The 26,914-nt window shown below is 41.6% G+C and carries 27 protein-coding genes and 1 pseudogene; all 28 read left to right on the forward strand.

What is annotated here, in order from left to right; translation table 11 throughout:
- Positions 1-166 precede the first annotated feature (166 nt).
- Positions 167-769 (forward strand): superoxide dismutase family protein, encoded by a 603-nt coding sequence (locus tag NON16_RS15915; protein ID WP_257350397.1) that lies wholly within the window; start codon positions 167-169, stop codon positions 767-769.
- Between the two features lie 209 nt (positions 770-978).
- Positions 979-1,195, forward strand: a pseudogene (locus NON16_RS15920) (IS4 family transposase); the annotation flags it as partial.
- Positions 1,196-1,414: 219 nt separating this feature from the next.
- Positions 1,415-1,702, forward strand: a complete 288-nt coding sequence (locus NON16_RS15925; RefSeq protein ID WP_257350399.1) for a hypothetical protein — start codon at positions 1,415-1,417, stop codon at positions 1,700-1,702.
- A gap of 379 nt (positions 1,703-2,081) precedes the next feature.
- The gene (locus NON16_RS15930; protein ID WP_257350400.1) at positions 2,082-2,999 is read left to right on the forward strand and encodes a ketopantoate reductase family protein; all 918 of its coding nucleotides are present in this window, start codon (positions 2,082-2,084) and stop codon (positions 2,997-2,999) included.
- 267 nt (positions 3,000-3,266) lie between these two features.
- On the forward strand, positions 3,267-4,412 hold the full coding sequence (locus NON16_RS15935; protein WP_257350402.1) for an acyl-CoA dehydrogenase family protein: 1,146 nt from the start codon (positions 3,267-3,269) through the stop codon (positions 4,410-4,412).
- 115 nt (positions 4,413-4,527) lie between these two features.
- Positions 4,528-6,495: a TRAP transporter permease gene (locus NON16_RS15940; protein WP_257350403.1), complete on the forward strand. Its 1,968-nt coding sequence runs from the start codon at positions 4,528-4,530 to the stop codon at positions 6,493-6,495.
- Between the two features lie 14 nt (positions 6,496-6,509).
- Positions 6,510-7,517 carry a TAXI family TRAP transporter solute-binding subunit gene (locus NON16_RS15945; protein ID WP_257350405.1) on the forward strand — a complete coding sequence of 336 codons (1,008 nt, stop codon included), beginning with the start codon at positions 6,510-6,512 and terminating at the stop codon, positions 7,515-7,517.
- A gap of 36 nt (positions 7,518-7,553) precedes the next feature.
- A complete protein-coding gene (locus tag NON16_RS15950) occupies positions 7,554-9,164 on the forward strand; it encodes a long-chain-fatty-acid--CoA ligase (RefSeq protein ID WP_257350407.1) in 1,611 nt (536 codons plus the stop codon).
- Between the two features lie 75 nt (positions 9,165-9,239).
- Positions 9,240-10,019, forward strand: coding sequence for an enoyl-CoA hydratase/isomerase family protein (locus NON16_RS15955; protein ID WP_257350408.1), 780 nt, complete (start codon positions 9,240-9,242; stop codon positions 10,017-10,019).
- Positions 10,020-10,025: 6 nt separating this feature from the next.
- Positions 10,026-10,433 carry a PaaI family thioesterase gene (locus NON16_RS15960; protein ID WP_257350409.1) on the forward strand — a complete coding sequence of 136 codons (408 nt, stop codon included), beginning with the start codon at positions 10,026-10,028 and terminating at the stop codon, positions 10,431-10,433.
- 24 nt (positions 10,434-10,457) lie between these two features.
- Positions 10,458-11,228, forward strand: coding sequence for an electron transfer flavoprotein subunit beta/FixA family protein (locus NON16_RS15965; RefSeq protein WP_257350410.1), 771 nt, complete (start codon positions 10,458-10,460; stop codon positions 11,226-11,228).
- A gap of 12 nt (positions 11,229-11,240) precedes the next feature.
- Positions 11,241-12,218, forward strand: coding sequence for an electron transfer flavoprotein subunit alpha/FixB family protein (locus NON16_RS15970; RefSeq protein ID WP_257350411.1), 978 nt, complete (start codon positions 11,241-11,243; stop codon positions 12,216-12,218).
- Positions 12,219-12,281: 63 nt separating this feature from the next.
- On the forward strand, positions 12,282-13,430 hold the full coding sequence (locus tag NON16_RS15975) for an acyl-CoA dehydrogenase family protein (RefSeq protein ID WP_257350412.1): 1,149 nt from the start codon (positions 12,282-12,284) through the stop codon (positions 13,428-13,430).
- A gap of 33 nt (positions 13,431-13,463) precedes the next feature.
- Complete coding sequence (locus tag NON16_RS15980; RefSeq protein WP_257350413.1) at positions 13,464-14,648, forward strand: thiolase family protein; 1,185 nt, start codon at positions 13,464-13,466, stop codon at positions 14,646-14,648.
- A 368-nt stretch (positions 14,649-15,016) separates the two neighbouring features.
- Entirely contained in the window at positions 15,017-16,186 is a 1,170-nt protein-coding gene (locus NON16_RS15985) for an acyl-CoA dehydrogenase family protein (RefSeq protein WP_257350414.1), read from the forward strand.
- Positions 16,187-16,353: 167 nt separating this feature from the next.
- On the forward strand, positions 16,354-17,400 hold the full coding sequence (locus tag NON16_RS15990; RefSeq protein WP_257350415.1) for a zinc-dependent alcohol dehydrogenase family protein: 1,047 nt from the start codon (positions 16,354-16,356) through the stop codon (positions 17,398-17,400).
- Between the two features lie 46 nt (positions 17,401-17,446).
- A complete protein-coding gene (gene fabG, locus NON16_RS15995; protein ID WP_257350416.1) occupies positions 17,447-18,211 on the forward strand; it encodes a 3-oxoacyl-ACP reductase FabG in 765 nt (254 codons plus the stop codon).
- Positions 18,212-18,345: 134 nt separating this feature from the next.
- On the forward strand, positions 18,346-18,795 hold the full coding sequence (locus tag NON16_RS16000) for a MaoC family dehydratase N-terminal domain-containing protein (protein WP_257350417.1): 450 nt from the start codon (positions 18,346-18,348) through the stop codon (positions 18,793-18,795).
- Positions 18,792-19,193, forward strand: coding sequence for a MaoC/PaaZ C-terminal domain-containing protein (locus NON16_RS16005; protein ID WP_257350418.1), 402 nt, complete (start codon positions 18,792-18,794; stop codon positions 19,191-19,193). The genes NON16_RS16000 and NON16_RS16005 overlap by 4 nt, the downstream gene beginning before the upstream one ends.
- Positions 19,194-19,286: 93 nt before the next feature.
- A complete protein-coding gene (locus NON16_RS16010) occupies positions 19,287-20,537 on the forward strand; it encodes an acyl-CoA dehydrogenase family protein (RefSeq protein WP_257350419.1) in 1,251 nt (416 codons plus the stop codon).
- The gene (locus tag NON16_RS16015; protein WP_257350420.1) at positions 20,515-21,288 is read left to right on the forward strand and encodes an SDR family oxidoreductase; all 774 of its coding nucleotides are present in this window, start codon (positions 20,515-20,517) and stop codon (positions 21,286-21,288) included. Before NON16_RS16010 ends, NON16_RS16015 begins: the two co-directional genes overlap by 23 nt.
- 33 nt (positions 21,289-21,321) lie before the next feature.
- Positions 21,322-22,491, forward strand: coding sequence for a thiolase family protein (locus NON16_RS16020; RefSeq protein WP_257350421.1), 1,170 nt, complete (start codon positions 21,322-21,324; stop codon positions 22,489-22,491).
- A 309-nt stretch (positions 22,492-22,800) separates the two neighbouring features.
- The gene (locus NON16_RS16025) at positions 22,801-23,370 is read left to right on the forward strand and encodes a TetR/AcrR family transcriptional regulator (RefSeq protein WP_257350422.1); all 570 of its coding nucleotides are present in this window, start codon (positions 22,801-22,803) and stop codon (positions 23,368-23,370) included.
- Positions 23,371-23,517: 147 nt separating this feature from the next.
- Positions 23,518-23,922 (forward strand): acyl-CoA thioesterase, encoded by a 405-nt coding sequence (locus tag NON16_RS16030; protein ID WP_257350423.1) that lies wholly within the window; start codon positions 23,518-23,520, stop codon positions 23,920-23,922.
- Between the two features lie 13 nt (positions 23,923-23,935).
- Positions 23,936-24,994, forward strand: a complete 1,059-nt coding sequence (locus NON16_RS16035; protein WP_257350424.1) for a phosphotransferase family protein — start codon at positions 23,936-23,938, stop codon at positions 24,992-24,994.
- 10 nt (positions 24,995-25,004) lie between these two features.
- Positions 25,005-25,763 (forward strand): 2-phosphosulfolactate phosphatase, encoded by a 759-nt coding sequence (locus NON16_RS16040; protein ID WP_257350426.1) that lies wholly within the window; start codon positions 25,005-25,007, stop codon positions 25,761-25,763.
- Complete coding sequence (locus NON16_RS16045; RefSeq protein ID WP_257350427.1) at positions 25,764-26,552, forward strand: SDR family NAD(P)-dependent oxidoreductase; 789 nt, start codon at positions 25,764-25,766, stop codon at positions 26,550-26,552. It abuts the gene before it with no gap.
- Between the two features lie 162 nt (positions 26,553-26,714).
- Positions 26,715-26,914 (forward strand): hypothetical protein (locus tag NON16_RS16050; protein ID WP_257350428.1); only part of this gene is annotated, 200 nt, incomplete at its 3' end.

The following is a 26,914-nucleotide window of genomic DNA, read 5'->3' on the forward strand; positions in this document are numbered from 1 at the left end:
GTCTAAGAAATGTTTCCTAGGGTTTCAGCACTATAATTGGCTTAACTATGTATACTTATGTATGCCTATGGAATGAGATTGCTTTCTGAATGTTTAATCTTTCTTTTTGTATGGAAATACATAGAGGTAATAACTATCTTATAAAATGAAAGGGGCTTTGAAAAAAATGAAGCGTGCGACATTATTTTTAATTATGCTGATGCTCGTCCTTGCTCTTGCTGCATGTGCTGGTACTGATGACAACAAAGAAAATCAAAATGAAAAGTCAAAAAAAGGGACAGGTATGGAAAAAGACAACGGAGAAAAGGAAAATAATAAAGATACAGTAAATGTTAATTTGAAAAATGGGGACGGAGATAAGGTAGGTTCTGCAAAATTAAAACAGGAATCTAATGGTGTGAGGATTCAACTTAAGGTTTCTAAGTTGTCTAAAGGGACACATGGGTTCCATATCCATGAAAAAGGGCAATGTAAAGCACCGGACTTTAAGTCAGCGGGCGGGCATTTCAATCCGACAGACGCGAGTCACGGTTTTGATCATCCAAAAGGAGAACATGCTGGTGACCTCCCTAATATTGAAGTAGGAAAAGACGGAACCGTTGAAGAAGAATTTCTAGCGAAGAATGTGACATTAAAGAAAGGTAAAGAAAATTTATTATTCGATAAAGACGGAAGTGCACTTGTTATCCATGCTGAAGCGGATGATGGTAAATCCCAACCTTCAGGTGATGCGGGAGATCGTGTGGCGTGCGGTGTAATAAGTGAATAATCAGACGCCGGGATGGGAGGGCACTCCTCCCGGCTGTTTTGTATCAACTATTATGATATTCCTGAAGACGTAGCTACTGGAAGCTCTAATGTTGCATAGCTTTTATTAGGATAAATATCATCATTTTGAAAATGGTAAATCCGTTAAGTTACTCGCTCCATTATTTTTGTCGGATTTATTGTACTCTCATGCTAAGATCGGATCAGTGAACTCTTGGCAGCATGTTTTATGAAATTTGTTTGTGATCAAATCAGTGACCTTGATTGGTCGATCGCTCTCCAACAACTAATCGAGCTTCTTCAAGATACCCTTAAGAAGACGAACAAAAAGACGAAGAAACTGATTAAAAATCGAGTACAACAATGGATTGTAGGTTTACCTAACTACATCAAGGGATACCTGCCTATTTCAGTCTGCGAAAGTTGAGTCGATAAAGAAAACTTGGCTAGCGCCAAGCCTTAGCGCAGGTGATCGCCTTAGTTGCGCTTATACTATAGAAAGTATTTTTATACTTTCTTAACGTGTTATCAAAAAGTCATTTGAGCTCTTTAGGTGACTTTCATATTAAAGATAGCTGGTGATTTTCTATCTAATTCCGTACAATCCATGATAAAATAGGAAAAAAGAAGCCGGAGGAAAAACCAAATGGAAGAAACATTGATACAAATTCTCAATGAAATTAAAAAAGTGAATAACCGTTTAGTTAACTTAGAAACAGGACAAGAACGTATAGAAACAAAAGTAGACCATCTCTCATCGGAAATGCGTAGTCATTTCAATCACATTGAAGGAAAGTTAGACCAACACCAAGCTGTGTTCAAGGTTGTTTCAGATGAAATGAAAAGTGTTAATTTTGATGTTGATTATTTGAGTTCTAAAACCGGAAAGCACGATACAGAAATCAACAATATAAAGAAAAAACTTCAATCTTAATAGACTACTTAACTCCTTTTCACGGTCTACCATCATATCAATCCATTGTTCCCCGTCCTCAATCAATCCATATTAATTGTTTCTCTTCTCGCCGCCCTAGGACTTTTAATTTCAGTAACCCCCCTATAACCATTTCCATGATCCTCCAAATCGATTCAAAAGTGAACTCAAACCGCTAATTGACACCTAAACTATAGCATCCTCTATTTCAATTCTTCCCATTAGATCTTTCTTCTAGCAGTAACTTTGTAATTCGGCCTGATAAATCGTTTTGATATTCCAGTTGCATTCTCATTAGCATCCATTAATTCTTGACATTCCCTTCTTGTTGGCATGAAAATTGCAATTAATTGAAGTGAGAATGAAGGGGGTAATAGTGATGAAGATTGGTGTTGCCGGTGCTGGTGCTGTTGGTGGTTATTTTGGCGGGATGCTTGCGAATGCAGGACATGAAGTCATTTTCTTGGCTAGAGGACAGCATTTACAATCAATGAAAGAAAATGGAATGCGTATTGAGACTTCTGAGGGGAACTTCAATGTGAAAGGGACCTTTTCAGACGATGTTCGAGATTTTCGAAAAGTGGATCTCGTTTTATTTTGTGTTAAATCAACGGGTACATCAAGTGTAGCAAAACAATTGAAGTTTGTTCTATCTGAAACGGCTAACCTACTTGTTATGCAAAACGGGGTCGATAATGAAGAAACATTAAGTGATATTTTTGGAAGAGAGCGTGTACTGTCTACTGCAACTTATGTCTCCGCGAGTGTAAAAGAACCTGGAGTAATCAGTCAGTTTGGTTCACCGAGACTTCCGATTGGTTCCCTAACTCATGCTTCTGAAGAAGCGGCTAAAGAAGTAGTCGATGCATTCAATCACGCCGGAGTAAAGTCATGGTTTTCTAGTGATATTATGACTGCGAAATGGAAGAAACTATTATGGAATATTACCTTTAATCCTCTCTCAGCAGTTGTGAATGCGGATGTAGGACAGATTTTAGATGACCCGTTGTTACGGCAGACCGCAGAGACTGCCCTAAGAGAAACGTGTTTGGTTGCTGAAGCTAAAGATATCAATGTGGACTCTGAAGTAATTGAACAAATACTCGAAAGTGCTGAAAAAAGAGCGCGAAATCATAAAACATCAATGCTACAGGACCGGTTACAGGGGAAAAGGATGGAAGTCGAATCTATATGTGGCTATTTGGTTCGAGAAGGGGACAAGCTCGGGGTTGAGACACCTGTTTTGCAATCAATTTATTCGATTCTCTCTTTCATGGACCGACAAGAAAATACATAGAATCTAAGAAAATTCATTTTTGAATCACGCTGATCATGGTTTTGATTACTCAGGCCACATGGAACCGGTTAATACAAAAATGAATCAAGGATACAAAGATGAATCAATTATAGCATGTGAAAGCCATCATTAACGAGCTTACTAGACTCCCCTAATAAAAAAATATTGCTGTTTGGTCAGCTGCTATCCCTTATTTTCTAACTATTTAAAATTTTGGCACAGTACTTGCATTTATTAATCGTGACACCAAAAAGGGGGAATTACAGAATGCCTGCTACTATGGTAAATGAATTAGATCAAATGAAAACGATGATTCGAAATTTCGTAGAAAACGAAATTGATCCATGTGCACAACAAATTGAAGATGAGGACACGATTCCGCAACATTTAGTTAAAAAAGCGAAGGAACTAGGATTATTCGGTATGAGTATCCCAGAAGAATACGGTGGAATTGGACTGAATGCGGTTGGTAAGGCAATCGTTCTCGAGCAGTTAGGGAGAACGCACAATGGTTATGTTTCTTTAATCAGCGCTCATACAGGTATCGGTAGTACTGGGCTTGTAAAGCTAGCTTCTGAAACGTTAAAGCAAAAGTACTTACCTGACATGGCAGCCGGAAATAAAATTGCTGCATTTGCATTATCTGAGCCGGGAGCTGGATCGGATGCGACTAACCTTTCAACTAAAGCTGTCAAACAGGGAGATAAGTGGATCCTGAATGGCATGAAGCACTTTATTACGAATGGGCCTGTTGCCGATATCTTTACAGTAATTGCTTCTAATGACAAATCCAAAGGAGCTAAAGGTATAACTGCATTTCTAGTTGAAAAGGATTTTCCAGGGCTAATTGTTGGAAAGCGTGACAAGAAAATGGGGCTTAAAGGGTCCTATACATGTCAAATTTTATTTGAAGATTGTGAGGTTCCTGAAGAAAACGTAATCGGCGAAGTTGGAATGGGATATGTCTCAGCACTCAAAATCCTTGGGGAAGGAAGAATAGGTCTAGCTGCAAGGGCGGTTGGCTCTTGTGAAAAGTTGATTGAAATGTCAGCAAGCTATGCGAAAGAAAGAGTTCAGTTTGGTAAGCCTATTGCGTCAAATCAAGCGATTCAATGGATGCTTGCTGATATGGCAACTGAAACGGAAGCTGCAAGAACGCTGATGATGAAAGCTGCTGAGATGATTGATGAAGGAAAGAAGGTCATTAAAGAAGCCTCAATGGCTAAACTCTTCGCTTCAGAGGTATTTAATCGTGTGGCCGACAAGGCTGTCCAAATCCATGGTGGAATGGGATATGTTTCTGATTATCCTGTTGAACGTTTTTACCGTGATGCACGAATCACAAAGATCTATGAAGGTACAAGTGAAATCCAACGAATGATCATATCTCGCCACATACTAGCTGAAAATTAATCAGTCCATTGTTGGTTACTTACTCTTTGCTTTTGTACATGTATGAAACAATTGTTATTCAATCCGTTCGTGAAGATGAAAGCGTTAACAAATAGTATGGAAAGGGGTTGATAGGATGAAACAAGGACAAAGTGAAGATGCAGCAAAGAAAATTGATACAACGATTAAGGAAAAACCAGCGTTTATTGAAGAACTATGGGGATCGAGAAAAGAGAAGTGGAATTTTGCTAGACTACTTGTTTTGATTACGTCTATCTTGGCGATCGGTTTATCCATTTTTCACATTTACACGGCTGGCTTTGGAACACTATCTTCATGGCAACAAAGAAGTATTCACGTCGTCTGGGCGTTGCTCCTAATCTTTCTGCTATTTCCTTTTAAGAAAGGAAGTAAGTTTGGTTGGGTTGACGTGCTGTTTGTTCTGATCACAGTAGTGGAGACATGGTTTATTATATTCCAAGGTCAAGAGATTCTGAGCAGACAAGGGAATCCGAATACAACGGATCTCGTTATAGGGACCATTTTCATCGCGTTAGTACTGGAAGCGACGAGAAGAACGAATGGCTTTCTGATGTCATGTATCGGCTTGTTCTTCATCGCCTACATATTTCTCGGTCCTTATTTCCCAGGTGCACTCGCTCATCCAGGAGCGCGATATGGGAAAATGATTGATCAAATGTTTAATGGCACCCTTGGTATTTTCAGTGCTCCAATCTATATCAGTTCGACTGTTTTGATTCTCTTCGTCATATTTGGGTCCTTTCTAATGAGGTCTGGAGGGGGGCAGTTTTTCACAAGTTTTGCGTTTGGAGCATTAGGACATCGAAAAGGCGGCCCTGCTTTATCAGCGGTTGGTGCGAGTGCATTGGTCGCGACGATTACAGGGAATGGGGCCGCGAACGCAGCGATAACCGGATCCTTTACGATACCACTTATGAAGAAGCTGGGTTACAGTAAACGATTTTCTGCCGCTGTAGAAGCAGTCGCATCTCAAGGTGGACAAATTATGCCGCCAATTATGGGAGCTTCGGTGTTTATTATGGCCGAAACTACCGGGATTCCTTACATCACCCTTGCATTGTATGCGTTAATACCAGCTGTCATTTATTTTCTGATTGCTGGGTTCATTGTATATTTTCATGCAAGGAAGCTCAGGTTTGAAGGGATTCCTAAAGAACAATTACCCGATCCGAAAAAAATCCTTCTAAGTCAGGGATACATGTTCTTACCTATCATCTTGATTATTTACATGATGATCGAAGGCTCTAGCCCGATGAAGGCTGGTTTCTACGGCATTATTACAACGATCATCCTAAGCTGGATACGACAAATGACAAGGATGAATGCACTCGATATCCTAGCGTCTCTAGAAAATGGTGCAAAAGGGGCATTAGCTGTAGTTTCGGCCTGTGCAACAGCAGGAATTATCGTAGGGGCTGTGTCACTGACAGGTTTAGGACTTACATTCTCACGATTTATGATCGATGTTGCGGGCGGTAATTTGTTGCTATTGCTTGTTATGCTTGCGATTGCCTCTATTATTCTTGGGATGGGAATGCCTACTGTTTCGGCATATGTGATTCTAGCAGTATTGGGTGTTCCGGCATTAGTAGAAATGGATGTAAATATAGTGGCAGCCCATATGTTTGTCTTCTATTTTGGGGTTATGTCAGGCTTGACACCTCCAGTGGCCATTACGGCCTATACAACGGCAGGTATTGCTGGGTCCAATCCGACCTCAACTGCTTTTTACGCGGTGAGGATCGCACTTGGAGGATTCTTCATTCCATTTGTGTTTGTCTATAATCCCGAACTTCTCCTTCAAGGAGGCGACATAGGCTCGATTATCCTTGCATTAGTTACTGCGGTCATCAGTTGTGTGCTTTTTGCGGGTTCAGTGGAAGGGTATTGGTTTGGAGATTTAACAGGTGTCATACGAATCATATTGTTTGCTAGTGCTGTTCTACTTATTATTCCTGGACTCATAGGTGATTTGATTGGGGTAGCACTCTTTATCCTCGCCTACTTCTGGCAACGTTCTCAACACATTAATAAAAACACGCCACAGCAAATTGGCGGGTAAAAAGGAGGATCATGATGAGAAAAGTAATAACGGTTTGTTTGATATCAATGCTATTAATGATTATGACTGCTTGTGGAAGTGAGAGCGCTTCTGGTGATGGAGAAGGCGGACTAGAGGCGCCTGATAAATTTTTGAAGGTGGGGTCTGGTCCGATGGGCTCTGGATGGTACCCGATTACAACAATCCTTTCAGAGCTTTACATGGATAAGTTCTCTGGCTTGAATGTATCGCAAATCGAAGGTGGTTCCACTGCAAACTTGAAAGCACTCCAAATAGGAGACATCAAATATGGCATCCATTATACGTCTGACTATGCTGATGCACTTAAAGGGTCTGGAAGCTTTGATAAGGAACTGGATCAAGTAGCTGGCCTGGGATCACTATATCCGGTATATCAGACGATTGCTACATTAGCGGAAAACGAGGAAATTAACAAAGTGGAAGACATCGTAGACAAGCATATTTTCCTAGGTCCTAAAGGTGGAGGAGGACCGGTCGCTTTTTGGAATATGATGGAGGAGTACGGAATCGATGAGAAAACGATCGAAGATGCAGGTGGAAAGATTTCTTACGGCAACTATAATGATGGGGCTTCTATGTTAAAAGACGGCATAGTTGACATTTTCGTCGGTGGTGGAGCTCCACAAGTGACCGCTTTGCAGGAGATTGAAGTGACACAACCTGTCAAAGTGATTCCGATCGATGAAGATAAACTGAAAAGCATCAGGGAGAAAGGAATTGGAATTTCTTCCGACCAACTTCCTGCAGGAACGTACAAAGGACTTGATGAAGACATTCCAACTTACACGCTTGTTGCCATGTTCAGTGTGAGAAAGGATCTCGAAAAAGAGTATGTATATAACCTTACAAAAGTATTTTGGGAGAATCAAAAACCATTTGAAGACCAGCTTCCACAAAGGGCTAAATATTTTACGCTAGAAACTGCTCTGGATGGAATCGACCCTGAAACGCTACATCCTGGGGCTGTGAAATATTATAAGGAAAAAGGCATCATCGAATAATAAGAGGATCACGATCGAAACTAGAGGGGGATCGAAGTGGGAAAACTTGTTGAACGTCCCTGGAACACTGCATATCAAGAAGCTTTCAATGGTCAATTTGAAATTCCAGAATGCTCCCTTTACCGTCTTTTAATAGATAGTGCACATCAATATGGAGAACAAACTGCTTTAATCTATCAAGATGAGCGTATTACATTTAATGAACTAAAGGACCGGGTTGACCGATTAGCGGGAGCATGGAACAAACTGGGTATCAGTAAGGGGGAACGGATAGGTTTGATGGTCACCAATCATCCAACGTATGTCTATTCCTATTACGCAAGCCAAAAGCTAGGCGCGACAGTGGTCCAAATGAATCCAATGTATACGCCGAGAGAAATGGAATATATCGCTCATGAAGTTCAACTAAGCCATATTGTCATAGAAAGCCACAATGCTGAAAAAGTGAAACAAGTTTCAGAAAGTCACTCTTTCAAAAATGTTTTTGTCATAGCTGAGGACGAAGAAGATAAGCCGTTTGGACATAATTTGATTCATCTCATCAATTCAAATGAACCTCTTGTACATGAGGAAGCCATTTCACCAAAAGACGATGTAGCCGTTATTCAATTTACAGGTGGAACGACAGGAAAGATGAAGGGGGCCATGCTAACTCATTATAATCTCGTAGCAAATGTTATTCAAAGCTGGATCTTATACGCCCATAAAATGAAGCTTGGAGAGGAAGTGACGCTTACGTGTACACCACTCTATCATGTGTATGCGATGACGAGCGGAATGAATTTAAGCATCTATATCGGTGCAAAGAATCTCATTGTACCGAAATTTGAGATTACTAATGTCCTAGAAATAATTAAAGAGCATCGACCTACATTCTTCCCAGGGGTTCCGACCATGTACAACGCTTTTATAAATCATCCAGATATAGAAGACTATGATTTGAATTGCTTTAAGTTTTGTTCAAGCGGGTCTGCTCCCTTGCCGGTTGAAGTGATCCATCGGTTTGAGAGGATGACCGGAGCGATCATTGGTGAAGGTTATGGAATGTCTGAAACTTCTCCATCTACCCATCGCAACCCGATACTCGGTATTCGGAAAGTCGGAAGTATCGGAATACCGCTACCGGGAACGGATTGTAAAGTGGTTGATGGGGATAGAAACGAGCTTCCACCAGGGAGTGTTGGTGAACTTGCGATAAAAGGTCCTCAGGTTATGAAGGGATATTGGAGAGATCCAGATGAAACGAAGAAAACGCTACGTAATGGTTGGCTGTTAACAGGAGATCTAGCCTCAATGGACGTGGATGGCTACTTTTATATCGTTGGTCGTAAAAAAGAGATGATCATATCAGGAGGTTTCAACGTGTATCCGCAGGAAGTTGAAGGGGTCCTGTATGACCATCCAGCTGTGAAAGAAGCCGCGGTGATAGGGATCCCCCATGAATATAGCGGTGAACAAGTAAAGGCGTTCGTTGTTCTGAAAGATTCTACAACCGTTACCGAAGAAGAAATAAAGCAGTTTTGTTATGAGCGATTAACGAGATATAAAGTGCCTAAGGAAATCCAAATACGTGAGTCCCTTCCTCGTAATACGGTTGGGAAACTATTGAAGCGTGTGCTTGTTGAAGAAGAAAAGCAAGCAAAATAGATTGATAGGAGGGGGTGAACTCGGAAGAAAAACAGGCAAAGGCTTCTATACCTACTCATAAAGGGAGTGATATCAATGGTTATACAAAATCTCGATGTCGTGATCGAAAATAATCTCGCTTATGTGAAGATTAACAGACCTGAAGTTCGAAATGCTTTAAATAAGGAAACGTTGGATGAATTGACGATAGTCCTTGAACGGTTGGAAAGTGATGAGGAAGTAAAGTGCGTCATCCTTACGGGTGAAGGTGAAAAGTCATTTGCCGCAGGAGCAGATATTGGACAACTCGAAAACAAGACGATGCATGATGCTTTGAAGGCTGGTGGCATGCAACAGGTTTATGACTATATTGAAGGATATAAGAAGCCGACAATCGCGATGATTAATGGATATGCGCTAGGCGGAGGTTGTGAGCTTGCGATGGCGTGTGATGTACGGATTGCCTCCCGAACTGCAAAGATGGGGCTTCCAGAGTTAAACCTATCGATCATACCTGGGGCGGGAGGGACACAACGCTTAACCCGACTCGTCGGTAAAGGGAAAGCATTGGAATTGATTTTGACAGGGAAAATCATTTCTAGTGAAGAGGCAGCGAATATTGGGCTTATAAGTGAAGTCGTGGAATCTAGTCAATTAAAAGAAAAGACGGTCGAGGTTGCGCAACAAATCATCAGTAAAGGGCCTCTAGCAGTTATGCTTGCGAAACTCGCGGTCAATGTTGGTGCAGAAACGGATATGAAAACGGCGCTTATCATCGAAAAGCTGTCTCAGGCCATTTTATTTTCTTCAGAAGACAAACAAGAAGGAACAAGGGCATTCCTTGAAAAACGAAAACCAGCCTTTCAGGGAAAGTAGTTGGAAATGAAAGTAGAATACCCATATGACAGGATCCAGAAGGACTTTGAGACAAGCCCTTTCTTTAAGCTGCTTGGTTTTCGATTCGTTGAATTGACGGAAGACGAGGTCATACTTGAACTTCCTATTGAAGAAAAATTGCTTAATACAGCCGGAAACCTGCATGGTGGCGTTTATGCAACATTAATTGATAACATCATCGGTCTTAAGCTCAGATCTATGTATGGCCAGCCAATGATTACAGTTGATCTGAACGTTAAATATATTGCACCAATAAACCGTGGGAGGATAACTGCCAAAGCAAAGGTTTTTGGTAATGGGAGAAAAATCAAGATGGGTGAAGGGGAAGTATACGACCAGGACGGAAATCTACTGGCAAAAGGATACGGTACCTTTAAAGTGGTAAAGGGATAATAATAACGGAAGGAGAATGATTATATGGACATTTACGTCCTATTAAAACGGACATTCGATACAGAAGAGAAAATTGTCATCAATGAAGGTAAGGTCAGCGATGAGGGTGTAGATTTTATTATTAACCCCTATGATGAGTTTGCTGTGGAAGAAGCGATTCTGCTTCGGGATAAGCACGGTGGTGAAGTGACGGTCGTCAGCGTCGGTAGTGAAGAAACCGAAAAAGAGCTCCGAACTGCACTTGCGATGGGGGCTGACAAAGCGGTTCTGATTAATTGTGAGGATTTGGAAGCTCAAGATCAGCATACGACGGCATCAATCCTTGCAGCCTTCTTTCAGGACAAAGATTATGATCTGATTCTTGGCGGCAATGTTTCCAACGATAATAGCACTGGCCAAGTCGGTCCACGTTTAGCTGAACAATTAGGATTACCTTATGTGACAATGATTACAAATATTGAGGTCGATGGAAACACAGCAACACTGAAACGGGATGTCGAAGGAGATACGGAAGTCATTGAAGCGACTCTTCCCCTTTTGGTTACAGCTCAACAAGGTCTTAATGAACCGCGTTACCCCTCTCTCCCAGGAATTATGAAAGCGAAACGAAAACCGCTTGAAGAAATCGACTATGATGACTTGGACATTGATGAAGATGAAATCGAAGCGAAGACAGAAACGATTACGACCTTTTTGCCACCGGAAAAAGGAGCCGGAAAAATTCTTGACGGTGAACTCGAGGTACAGGTTAAAGAGCTTGTCTCGAACCTTCACCAGGAAGCAAAAATACTATAGGGAGGAATTAGAATGGGGAGAACAGTACTTACCTTTGCTGAAATACGTGAAAACGAACTACGGAATGTTTCATTTGAAGCACTTGCAGCAGCTAAAGATATTTCAGACGGGGGAGAAGTCGTTGCGGCAGTTGCCGGTTCTGATGATGATTCGCTTGCAGAAACACTTTTCCACTACGGGGCAGATCGTGTTGTAAAAGTAGAAAATGAAATCTTAGACCACTATACGAATGATGGGTATTTCCAAGCTTATTTACAAGTTATCCAGACTGTAAAACCCGATGTTGTCATACTAGGACATACGGCACTTGGGAAAGACCTGTCCCCACGTTTAGCAGCCAGGTTTAATGCTGGACTCATTTCAGATGCAACCGATATTGAGGTCATTGATGAGGAAGTTGTTTTTACAAGGCCGATTTATTCCGGAAAAGCGTTTGAGAAGAAAAGGGTAAAAGAAGGAACGATTTTTGCAACGATTCGTCCAAACAATATTCAAGCACTTGACAAGGACTCCAGTCGTACAGGAGAAGTTTTAACAGAAGAGGTCGTTATTAACGATTTACGTACCGTCGTAAAGGAAGTTGTGAGAAAAGCAACTTCTGGCGTAGATTTATCCGAAGCCAAAGTGATCGTTGCTGGAGGACGTGGAATCAAGAGTGCTGAAGGTTTCAAGCCATTAGAAGAGCTTGCTGAGGAATTAGGTGCAGCAGTGGGTGCTTCCAGGGGTGCATGTGATGCGGATTATTGTGATTATTCCTTGCAGATTGGACAGACAGGAAAAGTGGTTACCCCGGATTTATACATTGCATGCGGAATTTCAGGCGCCATTCAGCATCTTGCAGGAATGTCCAACTCTAAAGTAATTGTTGCAATCAATAAAGATCCTGAAGCGAATATATTCAATGTCGCTGATTATGGCATTGTAGGAGATCTTTTCGAAGTTGTTCCGTTGCTGACTGAAGAAATTAAGAGCTTGAAGGTTGGCGTCTGACACAAAACACATTATTAATTTCTAAATACCACAATGCAACTCTATCTACAGGAGGAATCTGCAATGGATTTTCGTCTAGATGAAGAAATTGAATTTCTTAAAACCAATATACGCAACTTTGTTAATAATGAAGTTGAAAAAGTGGCGATGCAAATTGAAAAAGAAGATAAAATCCCAGAACGTATTATTGAATTGTCTAAGGAAATGGGGTTGTTCGGACTAAGTATCCCAGAAGAATATGGCGGACTAGGAATTGGAATGGTTGGTAAATGTGCCTTATATGAAGAACTGGGAAAAACACACAACGGGTACACGACTTTAATCGGAGCACATACCGGTATCGGAACAGTCGGTATTGTAGAGCTTGGGAATGAAGAGCAGAAGCAGAAGTACCTCCCTGACATGGCAAGTGGAAACAAAATTGGAGCGTTTGCATTAACCGAGCCTGAAGCGGGTTCCAATGCATCCAACCTCAAAACCACCGCAGTGAAAAGGGGAGATACGTATATTCTCAATGGCACAAAGCATTACATTACAAATGCGATTGAAGCCGATGTATTCACAGTTATGGCCGTCACGGATCCATCTAAAGGGGCAAAAGGGATCACTTCTTTTATTGTTGAAAAAAGTTTTCCTGGCTTTCAGGTTGGGGCGGTGGAGGAAAAGATGGGATTAAAGGGTTCTCACTCTGCTGAATTGATTTTCGAGGATTGTGAAGTACCGGAAGAAAATGTTCTTGGTGAAGTAGGCAAAGGATACATGAATGCCCTGAAAATATTAGCGAACGGTCGTGCAGGTCTTGCAGCACGGAATCTCGGCTCATGCCAAAAACTGCTTGATATGTGCATGGAATATGTCCAAGAAAGAGTACAGTTCGGTGTACCGATTATCGAACATCAAGCAGTTGCCCATATGGTAGCGGAAATAGGAGTTGAAATCGAAGCACTGCGATCCTTTACGTATCGGATCGCGTGGAAGGTGGATCAAGGAGAAAAAGTCATTAAGGAAGCTGCGATGTTAAAGTTGTATGGTTCTGAGGTGTATAACCGTGTTGCTGACAAGGCGCTTCAAGTGCATGGCGGGGTTGGATATATTTCAGATTATCCGATTGAAAGATATTATCGAGACGCGAGGATTACGAGAATCTATGAGGGTACATCCGAAATCCAAAAAAATATCATCGCAAGCCAGCTTCGGAAAGAATACAGCTAGTTTTTGTAAATCAAATAGTCGGGGTGGAACGTAATGAATGAAAACATTGTAATAGTAGAGGCGGTCCGGACACCTGTCGGAAAATATGGTGGAGGTTTAAAAGACTTCAATTCTGGTGACCTAGCTTCCATTGCCATTAAAGAGGCAATCAATAGGGTAGGGGTCTCTCCTGAACAGGTTGACGAAGTGATTTTAGGAGAAGTTCGGCAAACAACTGAATCTTCCAATGTGGCAAGAGTTGCAGCTTTAAGTGCTGGCGTACCTGAAACATCTCCGGCTTTCACGATCAATCGCCTGTGTGCATCAGGTATGCAAGCCGTTGCCTCTGGTATCCAGCAGATTGTATCCAATCAAGCAAACATTGTAATCGCAGGTGGAACCGAAAGCTTAAGTAATGCACCGGTTTATATTCGTAATAGCCATTTTGGTGGCGATCGTACTCGATTAGTTGATTCAAATCTTGAAGTAGGTCAACAACCGATTGAAATGTATGGTAAGAACCTCGGAATGGGTATGACAGCTGAGAATGTCGCTGAAAAGTACGAGATTTCAAGAGAAGATCAAGATGCATTTGCAATTGAAAGTCAGACACGAGCTTTTACAGCAATAAAAAATGGAACGTTTAAAGAGGAAATCGTTCCGGTTACCATCAACCAAAAAAAGAACACATTCGAATTTGATACGGATGAACATCCTAGACCGAATACCTCATTAGAAAAACTTTCTCAACTAAAACCTGTGTTTAAAGCAGATGGTACCGTAACTGCTGGGAATGCATGTGGCCGGAATGACGGAGCAGTCGCTTTAGTATTGATGACTGAAGAGAAAGCAAAGGAATTAAGTCTTAACCCCCTCGCTAGAATCGTTGACTGGGCAACTGCCGGTGTCGATCCGAGAGTCATGGGGATTGGTCCTGTACCTGCCGTCAGTAAACTACTAAATCGTACGGGTCATAAGCTAGATGAGATCGGCTTGGTTGAACTAAATGAAGCTTTTGCATCCCAATCACTTGCTGTCATTAGAGAACTGGGGCTTGATCAAGAAAAGGTGAATGTCAACGGTGGGGCAATTGCTCTCGGGCATCCATTAGGAGCAACGGGAGCTCGCTTATTGACATCATTGATTTATGAAATGAAACGCCGCGATGAAAAGAATGGGATTGCAACCCTTTGTGTAGGAGGAGGACAAGGGATGGCTATGATGGTAGAAAGATTGTAAAATTTAATTTAGGGGTTGTATTTTCTGAACTTTCAAAATATGATAGTAATATAACCTACTAACCGGTTGGTATGTAAAATATGAAAGTAAAAGTGCGTGTTCAAAAAGGAGGACAAAAAGAGCCGAAATTTCTGAAGTTCAACTAAAATCGTCACTTCCTGTGACAACGTTGAACTGACTCACATCCTGTGAGCCCGAGGCGTGAAAATCTCGAGGACCGAAAACGTATACTATTAATACGTGAGGACCGGAGAGATCAAACAACGAAGAAATTCGACAGCTATTTTTACCGGACTTTTTGAACAACCTCTAAAATGATTGAACAGAAGCTATTGTCCTAAAATCATTAAAAGAATGGGGATAGTTCGATGCATTTACGTCTGACAGATGAGCAAAAAATGGTACAAAAAACAATAAGGAAATTTGTAGAAAAGGAACTAATGCCACTAGAAAATAACGTGTTACGAAATGAGAGAGAAGGGAAACCGAGTCTTGATCAAGGAAAAATGAAGGAGCTACAGCTAAAGGCAAAGGAAGCTGGATTTTGGGGGATCAATACACCAGAAGAATATGGTGGTGCTGATCTGGGGCAAATGATGCTCGCTATCGTACAAATGGAAGTTGCCAAGACATTTGTACCGTTTCAGTTTGGAGGTTCTGCTGATAACATCTTGTATTACGGAAATAAGCAACAGAAGGACACCTATTTATATCCGACGATCAATGGTGAGAAAAAATCTTGTTTTGCGATGACTGAGCCTGGAGCAGGATCCGATACGAGGAATATTAGGATGACCGCCGTAGAGGATGGTGGTGAATGGGTTTTAAATGGAGAAAAGACCTTTATTACAGGCGGAAACGAAGCAGACTTTGTCATGGTTATTGCGATCACTGATAAGGAATTACATCAAACTTCTTCTGGTCGGAAAGGGGTAACGTGTTTCATCGTGGACCGATCGATGGGATGGAAATCCGAATACATCCATACGATGGGAGAATGGGGTCCTGCAAGCTTGATTTTTGAAAATGTACGGGTTCCCAAGGAAAATATCTTAGGTGAAGTAAATGGTGGATATAACCTTGGACTGGAGTGGATTGGTTTTGCAAGATGGATTGTTGGAGCTCGAGCAGTAGGTGCTGCTGAACGATTATTGAAGATGGCCGTCGATTATGCCAATGAACGTGAGACATTCGGAAAACCAATTGCGACCCGACAAGCCATCCAATGGCAGATAGCTGATTCCGCCGTCGAAATTGAGGCGGCAAAATGGCTTGTCCTTAACGCTGCTTTTACATTAGACCAAGGTGAAGACAACCGTCATGCAGCATCTATGGCGAAATTATACGGTTCCAATATGGGTAATCGAGTGGTCGATCGAGTCTTACAAATTCATGGAGGAATGGGCTACACGAGGGAATTGCCTATTGAACGTTGGTATCGTGAAGCCAGATTGTGGAGAATTTACGATGGTACGGATGAAATCCAGCGGTTGATCATCTCTAGGAACTTATTAAAAGGACACGTAAAAATAGGCTGAATAGCATAATCTATTAAATATATACGAGTCTGATAGTTACAGATTGGATAGTACCGAAATTAGGCTCAAACACCGAAGTTTAGGGTCCAAGCGCTGAATAAAGCAAGTTTAGGACCAATAACGCGGATCCAGTGCTCATATAAAACAGGGAAGAGGTGAAAGACTTAATGAAAGCACTCGTTTTGGAAGAACAAGCAAAGCCGATGGTAGTCCGTGAAATGCCAGATCCTCAGTGTAGTGCTGATGGTATCATTCTTCGTGTCGAGGCAAATGGGGTATGCAGAAGTGACTGGCATGCATGGATGGGTGATTGGGATTGGTTAAAGCTTCCCCTTCCGCATGTTCTTGGACATGAATTCTCCGGCGTAATTGAGGAGACGGGTAAGCATGTTAAGCAATTTCAAAAGGGTGACCGTGTGATTGTCCCATTTACACTTGGGGATGGTAGTTGCCCTTATTGCCAAAGTGGTCATCATAACGTCTGTGAAAATATCCAAATGCCTGGTTTTACTTCTTGGGGAGGATTTGGTCAGTACACACATGTCCCTAATGCTGATGTTAACCTGACAACGCTTCCTGAAACGATCGATTTTACGGTGGCAGCAGGGATGGGATGCCGCTTTATGACTGCCTTCCATGGAATAACTGGTCAAGCAAATGTTAGACCGGGAGAATGGGTTGCCATTCATGGATGCGGTGGAGTAGGATTATCAGCTGTTCAAATTGCCGATGCAATAGGGGCTAATGTCATTGCTATAGACATTGATGATGAGAAGCTTTCGTTTGCCCGTACAGTAGGTGCTGTAGTGACCGTTAATGCAAAATATGAAAACCCAGTCCAAGCAATCAAAGAAATAACAAAAGGGGGTGCCGATGTTTCCGTCGATGCACTTGGTATCACCCAAACCTGCCAGGCTTCGTTACTGAGTCTGAAAAAGCGGGGGAGGCATCTTCAGCTCGGGTTAACAACAAAAGACGAAGCGGGTATGATCCCGATTCCAATTGATCTGATTGTTCAGTCTGAAATCCAACTTGTCGGCTCACTCGGTATGCCTCCTTCCAAGTATCCAACTATGCTAAGAATGGTCGAAACAGGGAAGCTGAACCCAGAAGCGCTCATCACCGATAAGATCTCATTAGAAGGGGCACCTGGTGTATTCGAACAAATGAGCAATTTTCAAAACATTGGTGTGACAGTTGTGAATAAATGGTAGTGTACGGGTTTTGCCGGTTGAATTTTAAAGAATGGAGGAATTACATATGACAGGGAGATTTGATGGAAGGGTTGCTTTTGTAACAGGAGGGAGCCGCGGGATTGGAAAAAGTATCGTTCAAGGTTTTGCAGAGGAAGGTGCTAAAGTAGCGATTATTGATGTCAATGAAGAAGCGTTAAGTGAAACGACGAACGAATTCAAAGAAAAAGGATTCGAGGTCTATCAAAAGGTTGCCGATGTCGTAGATGCCCAGCAAGTTAAAATGGCCATGAAGGAAGTTGTTGATACGTTCGGGTCAATTGATATTCTTGTTAATAATGCCGGGGTCATCCGGGATAATATGCTATTTAAAATGACTGATTCAGATTGGGACACTGTCATGGGGGTTCATCTGAAAGGTTCTTTCAATGCTGCTCGTGAAGCCCAAAAGTATATGGTTGAAAATAAATATGGCCGTATCATTAACATCTCTTCGACGTCTGCATTAGGGAATCGGGGTCAGGCGAATTACGCAACGGCAAAAGCTGGATTACAGGGATTCACAAAAACGCTCGCAATTGAACTAGGCAGATATGGTATTACAGTAAATGCAGTTGCCCCAGGGTTCATTGAAACGGAAATGACGAAACAAACAGCTGCTCGAATCGGGATTTCATTTGAAGATCTAATTAAAGCAAGCGTCAGCAATATTCCAGTAGGAAGAAGTGGAAAGCCTGAGGATATAGCTAATGCAGTCGCCTTTTATGCTGATGAAAAGTCGTCCTTTGTGAACGGTCAAATTATATATGTAGCCGGTGGTCCTAAAGACTAAATTTTATAGGTTGTTCGAAAAGTCCGGAGGCTAACAGGATGTTAGTCAGTTCAATGTTACCATAGGACGTGGTGGGTTTAATCGAACTTCTTCGTTCCTTGGATGTTCAAATATTTACAGCGAGGTGATAATCGATGTTAACACATTGCATAGGAAAGAGATCTAGTGTTGTGAAAAACACAGTCGAAAGAGGAGCAGTTAAAAAGTTTGCGGAATCAATCGGGGATATGCATCCGATTTTTGTATGTGAGGAAACTGGAAAACAATCCCGCTATAAAAATAATATTGCTCCCCCAACCTTTCCTCGGGTGTTTGATTATGGGACGATTGAGGAGCTCAACTTACCGAATAAAGGTCTTATTCACGGCGAACAAACCTATCATTATGAAAGGCCGTTGATCGTCGGTGAAGAGATTCGATGTTATTCAGAAGTAACGAATTACTATGAAAGAAAAGGAAAAAGCGGAGAAATGGGCTTCTTATTATTAAAACGATATGGCGAAGACCTTGAAGGGAATCTCATTTTTACCGAGGAGCAGGTTGTCATCATAACAGAAGCGGTTCGGAAGGGGATGTTTGTTTGAACAAGTTAGCAGACTTACAAGTTGGTGAATCGCTTCAAGATGTAACACTTACACCGGTTTCTAGGTTAGACTTGATCAAATATGCTGGAGCCTCGGGAGATTATAACCCGATTCATACGATCGATGAAGAAGCAAAAAAAGCTGGATTACCTGGAATTATCGCACATGGAATGTGGACGATGGGAAATCTTGCAAAACTTTTTACGCCCTATTATGAGGAAACGTTTATCCAAGATTACAACATCCGTTTTAAAGGTATGGTCCGATTAAATGATGTCATCACGCTCAATGCAATTTTAGATAAAAGTGATAATAAGAAGATGGATTTTAAAGTGAACGCAACCAATCAAGATGGACAGGAAGTTATCAAAGGGAATGTCCTGCTTTGTAAAATTTAAAATTTGAACAAAACGATAAGTCCAGGTGACAGTATAAATCCAACAGATTAAAACGTATCTATAAAGAAGTTCATAATTCAGAGGAGGTGTCGTATGAATTTTGATTACTCGGAAAAGGTCCAGGACTTACAGGGAAAACTGACTGCATTTATGGATGAATATATTTACCCTAATGAGAAGGTATATGAAGACCAGCTTAGTAAGGAAAATCGCTTTTCAACAGTTCCACCGATTTTGGAAGAGTTGAAGAAAAAGGCGAAAGAAAAGGATCTATGGAATTTATTTTTACCTGAAAGTGAGTACGGGGCAGGACTAACAAATATTGAATATGCTCCATTATGTGAAATTATGGGCCGATCTAGCATTGGGCCTGAAGTGTTTAATTGTGCTGCACCAGATACAGGGAATATGGAGGTTCTTGTCCGGTATGGTTCTGACGAGCAAAAAGAAAAATGGCTGAATCCACTATTAAATGGAGAAATCCGTTCTTGTTTTTCAATGACAGAACCTGATGTCGCTTCATCGGATGCAACGAATATTAGAACGAGTATTGTCAGGGATGGTGATGAGTATGTCATCAATGGAACGAAGTGGTGGTCGTCCGGAGCAGGAGATCCACGTTGTAAAATTGCGATCGTAATGGGAAAGAATGATCCCGATGCACCTAAACATGAGCAGCAATCGATGATCCTTGTTCCACTTAATACTCAAGGTGTCAATATAAAGCGAGTTCTTCCCGTTTTCGGTTATGATCATGCCCCACACGGTCACGCTGAAATTGAATATGACAATGTCCGAGTCCCTACTTCAAATCTGATTTGGGGAGAAGGAAAAGGGTTTGCGATCGCTCAAGGAAGACTTGGTCCAGGAAGAATTCACCACTGTATGAGAACAATCGGAGCGGCTGAAAAAGCATTAGAGGATTTATGTAAGCGTGTACAAGAGCGAGAAGCTTTCGGGAAGAAACTTTCAGAGCAAGGTGTGATAAGCGAATGGATCGCGGATTCGAGAATCGACATTGAACAGGCCCGATTACTAACATTGAAAGCTGCCTATATGATGGATACGGTTGGAAATAAAGGAGCAAAAGCAGAAATCGCGATGATTAAAGTTGTTGCACCTAATATGGCACTAAAAGTAATAGATCGAGCCATCCAGGCATTTGGTGCGGCTGGTGTCAGTAATGATTATTCATTAGCAGCAAAATGGGCAAATATCCGAACCCTTCGCTTAGCTGATGGACCGGATGAAGTGCATCGCAGAGCAATTGCCAAATACGAACTGAAGAAACATAGGAATGACAAACAGAGGAGGGAAGAAAATGCATATCAAGGAACTGTTTGACCTGTCCGGAAAAACCGCGATTGTAACAGGTGGCGGGAGAGGTTTAGGAAAACAGATCGCTGAAGGATTTGCAGAGTCGGGAGCAAATGTCGTTGTTTGTTCAAGGAAGGAAGATGCCTGCAAGGAAGTAAGCGAACATCTAACAAAACTCGGGGTAAAGTCATTCGCAATGAAATGTGACGTTACAAACCCGGATGACATACAAAATGTCGTTCAAAAGACATTGGAACAGTTTGGGAGAATCGACATCCTAGTCAATAATAGTGGTGCTTCCTGGGGAGCTCCTGTCGAAGAGATGCCACTAGAAGCATGGCAGAAAGTAATCAATGTGAATGTAACCGGAACCTTTTTGATGTCACAGGCGGTTGGAAAAGTGATGTTGGAACAAGAGTCGGGGAAGATTATAAACATTGCATCTGTTGCAGGTATGAAAGGATCGAATCCAAAATACATGGATGCGATCGGCTATAATTCAAGCAAAGGAGCCGTGATTACTTTTACTAAGGATTTGGCCGTCAAATGGGGTCCACGGGGTATCCATGTAAATGCAATCGCGCCTGGGTTTTTCCCTACGAAAATGTCATCAGCATTAATAGAACATGGTAAAGACGCCATCCTAAACGGTACGCCTTTAAGAAAGTTCGGTACTGAAAATGACTTGAAAGGGGCAGCCGTATTTTTAAGCTCAGCTGCTTCAAATTATATTACCGGTGATGTGTTGGTTGTAGACGGGGGATCGCATGCAATGTAGTTCCAATTATTAATGTGAGGAAGTGAAAAATAAATGAATAGAGATGCTGTCATTGTATCTGCGGTTCGAACAGCTATTGGCAGACAGGGAGGGGCGTTAGCGACCATTCCAGCCCATGTTTTGGGAGCGGAAGTCATCAAGGAGGCTGTGACCCGCGCCCGTGTCCTCCCAGAGATGATTGAAGATGTTATTATCGGAAACGTCTTAAGCGGTGGAGGGAATATTGCTAGATTATCAGCATTACAAAGCGGACTCTCTATTAATCTGCCGGGATTAACGATCGACCGTCAATGCGGATCAGGATTAAACGCGATCAATTTAGTAGCGCAAGCAATATGGTCAGGAGACGGCGATGTTTATGTAGCAGGTGGAACAGAAAGCATGAGTCGTGCACCATACCTGATGGATCGACCAGAAAAGGCGTACAGCCCAATGCCCCCTAAATTCAGAAAATCTCAATTGTCACCAAAAGATATAGGAGATCCGCCAATGGGCATTACAGCTGAAAATCTTGTGGAATATTACAAGATTAGTAGACAGGAACAAGATGAATTCGCTCTCCGAAGCCAGCAAAGAATGGCAAATGCAATGGAAGAGGGACGGTTCGATGAACAAATTGTACCGTTGCACATTCCAGTTCGAAAAGGAGATCCGATTGAATATAAAATCGATGAACATCCACGACCGCAAACAACGATAGAAGCTTTATCCAAGTTGAAGCCAGCCTTCATTGAAGATGGTACAGTTACTGCCGGGAACAGTTCAGGATTAAATGATGCAGCCTCTGCTCTCGTTATTATGTCTAGAAAAAAAGCGGAGGAGCTTGGGGTAACTCCATTAGCGACTGTAAGAGCATGTGCTGTAGCAGGTGTAGACCCTAATATAATGGGAATCGGGCCTGTTCCTGCTACCAAAAAGGTGTTGGAAAAGTCAGGGCTCACTCTTGATGACATGGATATCATTGAAATCAATGAAGCCTTTGCAGGACAAGTGCTTGCCTGTGACAGAGAACTTGATATGGATATGGATAAAGTAAATGTAAATGGCGGTGCGATAGCGCATGGACACCCACTTGGAGCAACAGGAGCTATACTGACAACCAAAGCTATATATGAGTTGGATCGATCCGGTCGGAGATATGCTCTCATTACTGCATGTATCGGCGGTGGACAAGGTATCGCGACGATCATTGAACGTGAATGACACCCTATATAATACACCTTTTACAGGGTAGGTAACGGATTCAGCTTAATTTAGATATGATATAATTTTTTATACTATAGAAAGTATAAAAGTTTGCGGCATGGATGTAATGTCCAGCTTCAGCGCCCAACCACTTGGATCACTTCAGGCCTCCTGCGGCGGCAACACACTGAAGTACTCCATGTATATTCCTACGCAGGGCCGAACTTGTTTGGGCCGAGCCTCCTCGTCGGTCTTCCAGTGACCTTCGTGGCTAAGCAGGGCGCTTGCGCTTTTCTTATATCATACTTAAATGAGAGGAACATCCGAATGAAGCAAAAAATTATTGATACAAGTATCCATTTATTTGATAAGAAAGGTTTTACCGAAACTTCCATCCAGGATATCGTGGATGATGTCGGGGTTACAAAAGGGACATTTTATTACTATTTCAGCAGCAAGCAGGAACTGTTGCGGGACATACACCTAAGCTATATCGAATTTTTGTTAACACAGCAAGAAGAAATTATAAATGATACATCTAAGGATAGTCGAATCAAGCTTCGGGATACCATGTATTTGCTGATTCACAACATTCAGCAACGTAGGAAAAGTGCGCGGATTTTCTTCAGGGAGATGAGAAACCTTGGCACCGAGTATCTTGAACAGAATATGCAAAAAAGGGACCTATTCAGAAAAAATTTACAGACAGTCGTAGAGGAAGGGATAAGAAAAGGGGATTTTGATGAAAACCTGAACCCCGATATGATTACCCGTGGTATTCTAGGCGTTACAAACTGGAGTTATTACTGGTTCAATCCGGAAGGTGAACTTTCAGAAACGGAGCTCACCGAAATTTATCTTGAAATGATTTTAAATGGAATTAATAAAAGAGATTAACTTTCATACGGGTGCGGATTATCTAAGTTCTGCGTTACTTAGGTATTCGATTAGATACGTAGCATCTGGTAAATTCATGACATCCATATGGAAACCATACTAACTGGTTAGTAGAATGTTGAAATGAGGATTGGGATGTGAGAAATCTTGAACCAAGAAACCGAAATAACGGTAAGGTTTTGTGAAACAGATGCAGCTGGTCATGTTAATAATACGAGCTATTTTATTTATTTGGAAGAGGCCCGTGGCAAATTTTTTGAGAAAATTGTACCGGATCGCAATGCCACTCCTGGCAGATTTATTATTGCCTCGACGAAGTGTGACTTTTTGGCACAGGCTTATTTCAATCAAAAGTTAACCGTATCCACCCGGATTTCGAAAATAGGTACGAAAAGCTTTAGTTTTGACCATATGATCAAGGCGACCGATACGGGGTTACTTGTTGCGAAAGCAGAAGCGGTCATTGTTTGTTTTAATTATGAGGAGCAAAAGACTGAGCCGATTCCGTCAAATCTTAGAAATGTTTTAGAAGGTCATCTTGTAACAAATTAAAGGAGGATTTCTTATGACCTCTCAGACGATCCCTGTTCGTAAAGGGGAGGAGTTAGATCTTGAATCAATTGAACTTTTTTTACGAAAACAGTTAGATAATTTACCAGATGATCCGCTAACCGTAAAACAATTCAGCGTTGGGCGTTCGAATTTGACCTATCAGTTGAAGGTTGGTGACTGGGAAGCGGTGTTAAGACGTCCGCCATTAGGCCCAGTAGCTCCTAAAGCACATGATATGGAAAGGGAATGTCGCATTTTACAAGAAATTAATCCCTATTTTCCAGTAGCTCCAGAGCCGTATCTTTTTGCAGATGAAGATGTGATTGGGAGTCCATTCTTCATTATGGAAAGAAAGCAGGGTGTCGTCCTAGATACAAAATTTCCAGATGATGTGGTAGTTACGGAACGGTTATGTGAGAGAATTTCTGAAACGATGGTAGATTCACTCGTCTCCTTACATAACATCGATTATACGAAGACAAAGCTGAAAGAGATGACAAAACCCGATGGATTTATGGAAAGACAAGTACATGGATGGATCAAGCGGTATGACAGATCACAAACAGACGAAATCCACGGCTTAGAACATTTGAAAGAATGGATGGTCAACCATAATCCAAAATCTCAGGCACCGACGATCATTCATTATGATTATAAATTGAATAATGCGATGTTCTCTCATGATTTAAGTGAAATGACCGGTTTGTTTGATTGGGAAATGACAACCGTAGGGGATCCGTTAGCTGATTTAGGAGCTGCGATGAGTTATTGGATTGAAGTGGATGACTCAGAACTTTTGAAACGTGGGATGGGAGAAGCACCGATTACGACGCACCCTGGTTTTATGACAAGAGATGAATTCATCAATTGTTATGCAAATAAAAGTGGCAGAGACATATCAGACTTCAACTTTTATTTAACATTTGCCTACTTTAAACTAGCTGTCATTTGCCAGCAAATATATTACAGGTGGAAAAAGGGACAAACAGAAGATGAGAGGTTTGTTAACTTAAATCAGTTTGTACGCAATTTAATTCAGCATGCCTTATCTACTGCGGAACGGGGAATGTGAGGTGCTGTCTATGAAAATCCATCTACTGCTGAAAAAGGAAGACATTGATAAAGAAAAGATGAAAGATAATAAAGTAGCTGTCGTTTTTGATATTTTACTTGCCACTTCTACGATAACAGCAGCATTAGATTTCGGGGCAAAGGAAATCATTCCAGTCCTAAATGGTGAAGAGGCCCAAAAGGAAGCGTTTGGGAGAAGTGAAGGAAGTTATGTACTTGTTGGGGAGTACGGTGGTAGAACAATTGAAGGATTTTTATCCCCGAACCCGATGGATTTAAAAGAGAAGGTCAATGGGAAAACGGTGATTCTATCCACGACAAATGGAACCGTCGCCATCAAGAATTCAGCTGAAGCAAAAGCAGTTTATGTAGCATCACTATTAAACAGTCAAACGGTAGCGGAACATATTTTAAAAAGCTACGAGGATGAAACGATTGTACTTGTTTGTTCAGGCTCATCTGGAGAGTTTAATGTGGAAGACTTTTTTGGTGCAGGTTACTTTATTGATTGCATTGCTTCCCAACCTAATATGGAACTGGAATTGACGGATTCAGCGATGGCTGCACATCGTTTTTTTACAGGGAATAGAAAGGAAAACACAAAGATTTTAAGAGAATCACAAATTGGAAAGATGTTGCTTCGCTATGGCTATGATAAAGAAATCGATTTTGTAGCAAACTACAGCATCTTTCAGGTGATCACTCGTTTGGAAAATGGAAAAACCCTTGGTAGTGAGGGATCGTTAGTAAAGAAGGTTGGTGGGGAATAGGTGGCTAAATTGAAAGATGCTATAGCTGTCGTTACAGGAGCTGGTAGTGGTATTGGGCAAGAGACTGCAATACGATTCGCTGAAGAAGGGGCAAGGGTAATCCTAGTTGGACGTACTTCTTCAAAACTAGAACGAGTCGCTGATCGAATCAATAGCCACTTACCTGAACAAGTTGCAGAGGTTTTTCGAGCAGATGTAACAAATGAAGAGGATGTCCAAAATCTTGCACAATTTATTCAAAAGAAATATGGAGATCTTCATGTATTAGTTAATAATGCTGGTGTTTCAAGTAAATCAACGATATTGGAAATGGAAACAAGCGAATGGGATCGAATCCAGGATACGAATTTGAAAAGTACGTTTCTCGTTTCGAAAATACTCGGAAAGGTGATTGCTGACGGTAGAATAAATGACAAAGATTCTGGAAATGTAAGAGATCGCGCTATCGTTAACGTTGCTTCCTTATCAGGGCACAAAGCAGGAGCGCAAATTCCACATTATAGCTCTTCGAAAGCAGGGGTTATTAACTTTACAAAAGCACTTGCAGTCGAATTTTCCCAGTACGGAATTCGAGTTAATTCCGTATCTCCAGGTTATACAATTACACCACTTACAGAGGAGGGATTGAAGAATAATCGGTTTGAAGAGGCGATCAAAAGACATACGGCATTGAAAAGAGTAGGAAAACCGAAAGAGATTGCTAATGTAATCGCTTTCGCAGCTTCTAGTGAAGCTTCCTATATGACAGGTTCTGATCTATTAGTAGATGGAGGATGGCTGGTTACTTAATATTTTCATTAATCTACTATAGGTGTTTTCGATAGGAAGATTTACGGACGTAAATCTCCCATATTGGAATTTTCGGGCTACTAATACAGTCAAATGTCACAGATCAGCTCTGTATTATTCTGTTTCTTGTACTTTATTCAGTATTTTGAGAAGAGCCGGAAGGTGAATTCGATAAATACGAGCGCAACTCAGAAAATACGAGCGCAACTCAGAAAATACGAGCGCAACTCAGAAAATACGAGCGCAACTCAGAAAATACGAGCGCAACTCAGAAAATACGAGCGCAACTCAGAAAATACGAGCGCAACTCAGAAAATACGAGCGCAACTCAGAAAATACGAGCGCAACTCAGAAAATACGAG

This window comes from Pseudalkalibacillus decolorationis, assembly GCF_024609785.1.
In the GTDB taxonomy this organism is placed as follows: domain Bacteria; phylum Bacillota; class Bacilli; order Bacillales; family Fictibacillaceae; genus Pseudalkalibacillus; species Pseudalkalibacillus decolorationis.

Coding starts and splice junctions, on each gene's coding strand:
- NON16_RS15960 (WP_257350409.1), top strand. CDS start 10,026: ATGAAAGTAGAATACCCATATGACAGGATCCAGAAGGACTTTGAGACA.
- NON16_RS15985 (WP_257350414.1), top strand. CDS start 15,017: ATGCATTTACGTCTGACAGATGAGCAAAAAATGGTACAAAAAACAATA.
- NON16_RS15990 (WP_257350415.1), top strand. CDS start 16,354: ATGAAAGCACTCGTTTTGGAAGAACAAGCAAAGCCGATGGTAGTCCGT.
- NON16_RS15945 (WP_257350405.1), top strand. CDS start 6,510: ATGAGAAAAGTAATAACGGTTTGTTTGATATCAATGCTATTAATGATT.
- NON16_RS15965 (WP_257350410.1), top strand. CDS start 10,458: ATGGACATTTACGTCCTATTAAAACGGACATTCGATACAGAAGAGAAA.
- NON16_RS15935 (WP_257350402.1), top strand. CDS start 3,267: ATGCCTGCTACTATGGTAAATGAATTAGATCAAATGAAAACGATGATT.
- fabG (WP_257350416.1), top strand. CDS start 17,447: ATGACAGGGAGATTTGATGGAAGGGTTGCTTTTGTAACAGGAGGGAGC.
- NON16_RS15955 (WP_257350408.1), top strand. CDS start 9,240: ATGGTTATACAAAATCTCGATGTCGTGATCGAAAATAATCTCGCTTAT.
- NON16_RS15930 (WP_257350400.1), top strand. CDS start 2,082: ATGAAGATTGGTGTTGCCGGTGCTGGTGCTGTTGGTGGTTATTTTGGC.
- NON16_RS15915 (WP_257350397.1), top strand. CDS start 167: ATGAAGCGTGCGACATTATTTTTAATTATGCTGATGCTCGTCCTTGCT.
- NON16_RS16010 (WP_257350419.1), top strand. CDS start 19,287: ATGAATTTTGATTACTCGGAAAAGGTCCAGGACTTACAGGGAAAACTG.
- NON16_RS16015 (WP_257350420.1), top strand. CDS start 20,515: ATGCATATCAAGGAACTGTTTGACCTGTCCGGAAAAACCGCGATTGTA.
- NON16_RS16040 (WP_257350426.1), top strand. CDS start 25,005: ATGAAAATCCATCTACTGCTGAAAAAGGAAGACATTGATAAAGAAAAG.
- NON16_RS15940 (WP_257350403.1), top strand. CDS start 4,528: ATGAAACAAGGACAAAGTGAAGATGCAGCAAAGAAAATTGATACAACG.
- NON16_RS16020 (WP_257350421.1), top strand. CDS start 21,322: ATGAATAGAGATGCTGTCATTGTATCTGCGGTTCGAACAGCTATTGGC.
- NON16_RS15925 (WP_257350399.1), top strand. CDS start 1,415: ATGGAAGAAACATTGATACAAATTCTCAATGAAATTAAAAAAGTGAAT.
- NON16_RS15970 (WP_257350411.1), top strand. CDS start 11,241: ATGGGGAGAACAGTACTTACCTTTGCTGAAATACGTGAAAACGAACTA.
- NON16_RS16000 (WP_257350417.1), top strand. CDS start 18,346: ATGTTAACACATTGCATAGGAAAGAGATCTAGTGTTGTGAAAAACACA.
- NON16_RS15980 (WP_257350413.1), top strand. CDS start 13,464: ATGAATGAAAACATTGTAATAGTAGAGGCGGTCCGGACACCTGTCGGA.
- NON16_RS16025 (WP_257350422.1), top strand. CDS start 22,801: ATGAAGCAAAAAATTATTGATACAAGTATCCATTTATTTGATAAGAAA.
- NON16_RS16035 (WP_257350424.1), top strand. CDS start 23,936: ATGACCTCTCAGACGATCCCTGTTCGTAAAGGGGAGGAGTTAGATCTT.
- NON16_RS15975 (WP_257350412.1), top strand. CDS start 12,282: ATGGATTTTCGTCTAGATGAAGAAATTGAATTTCTTAAAACCAATATA.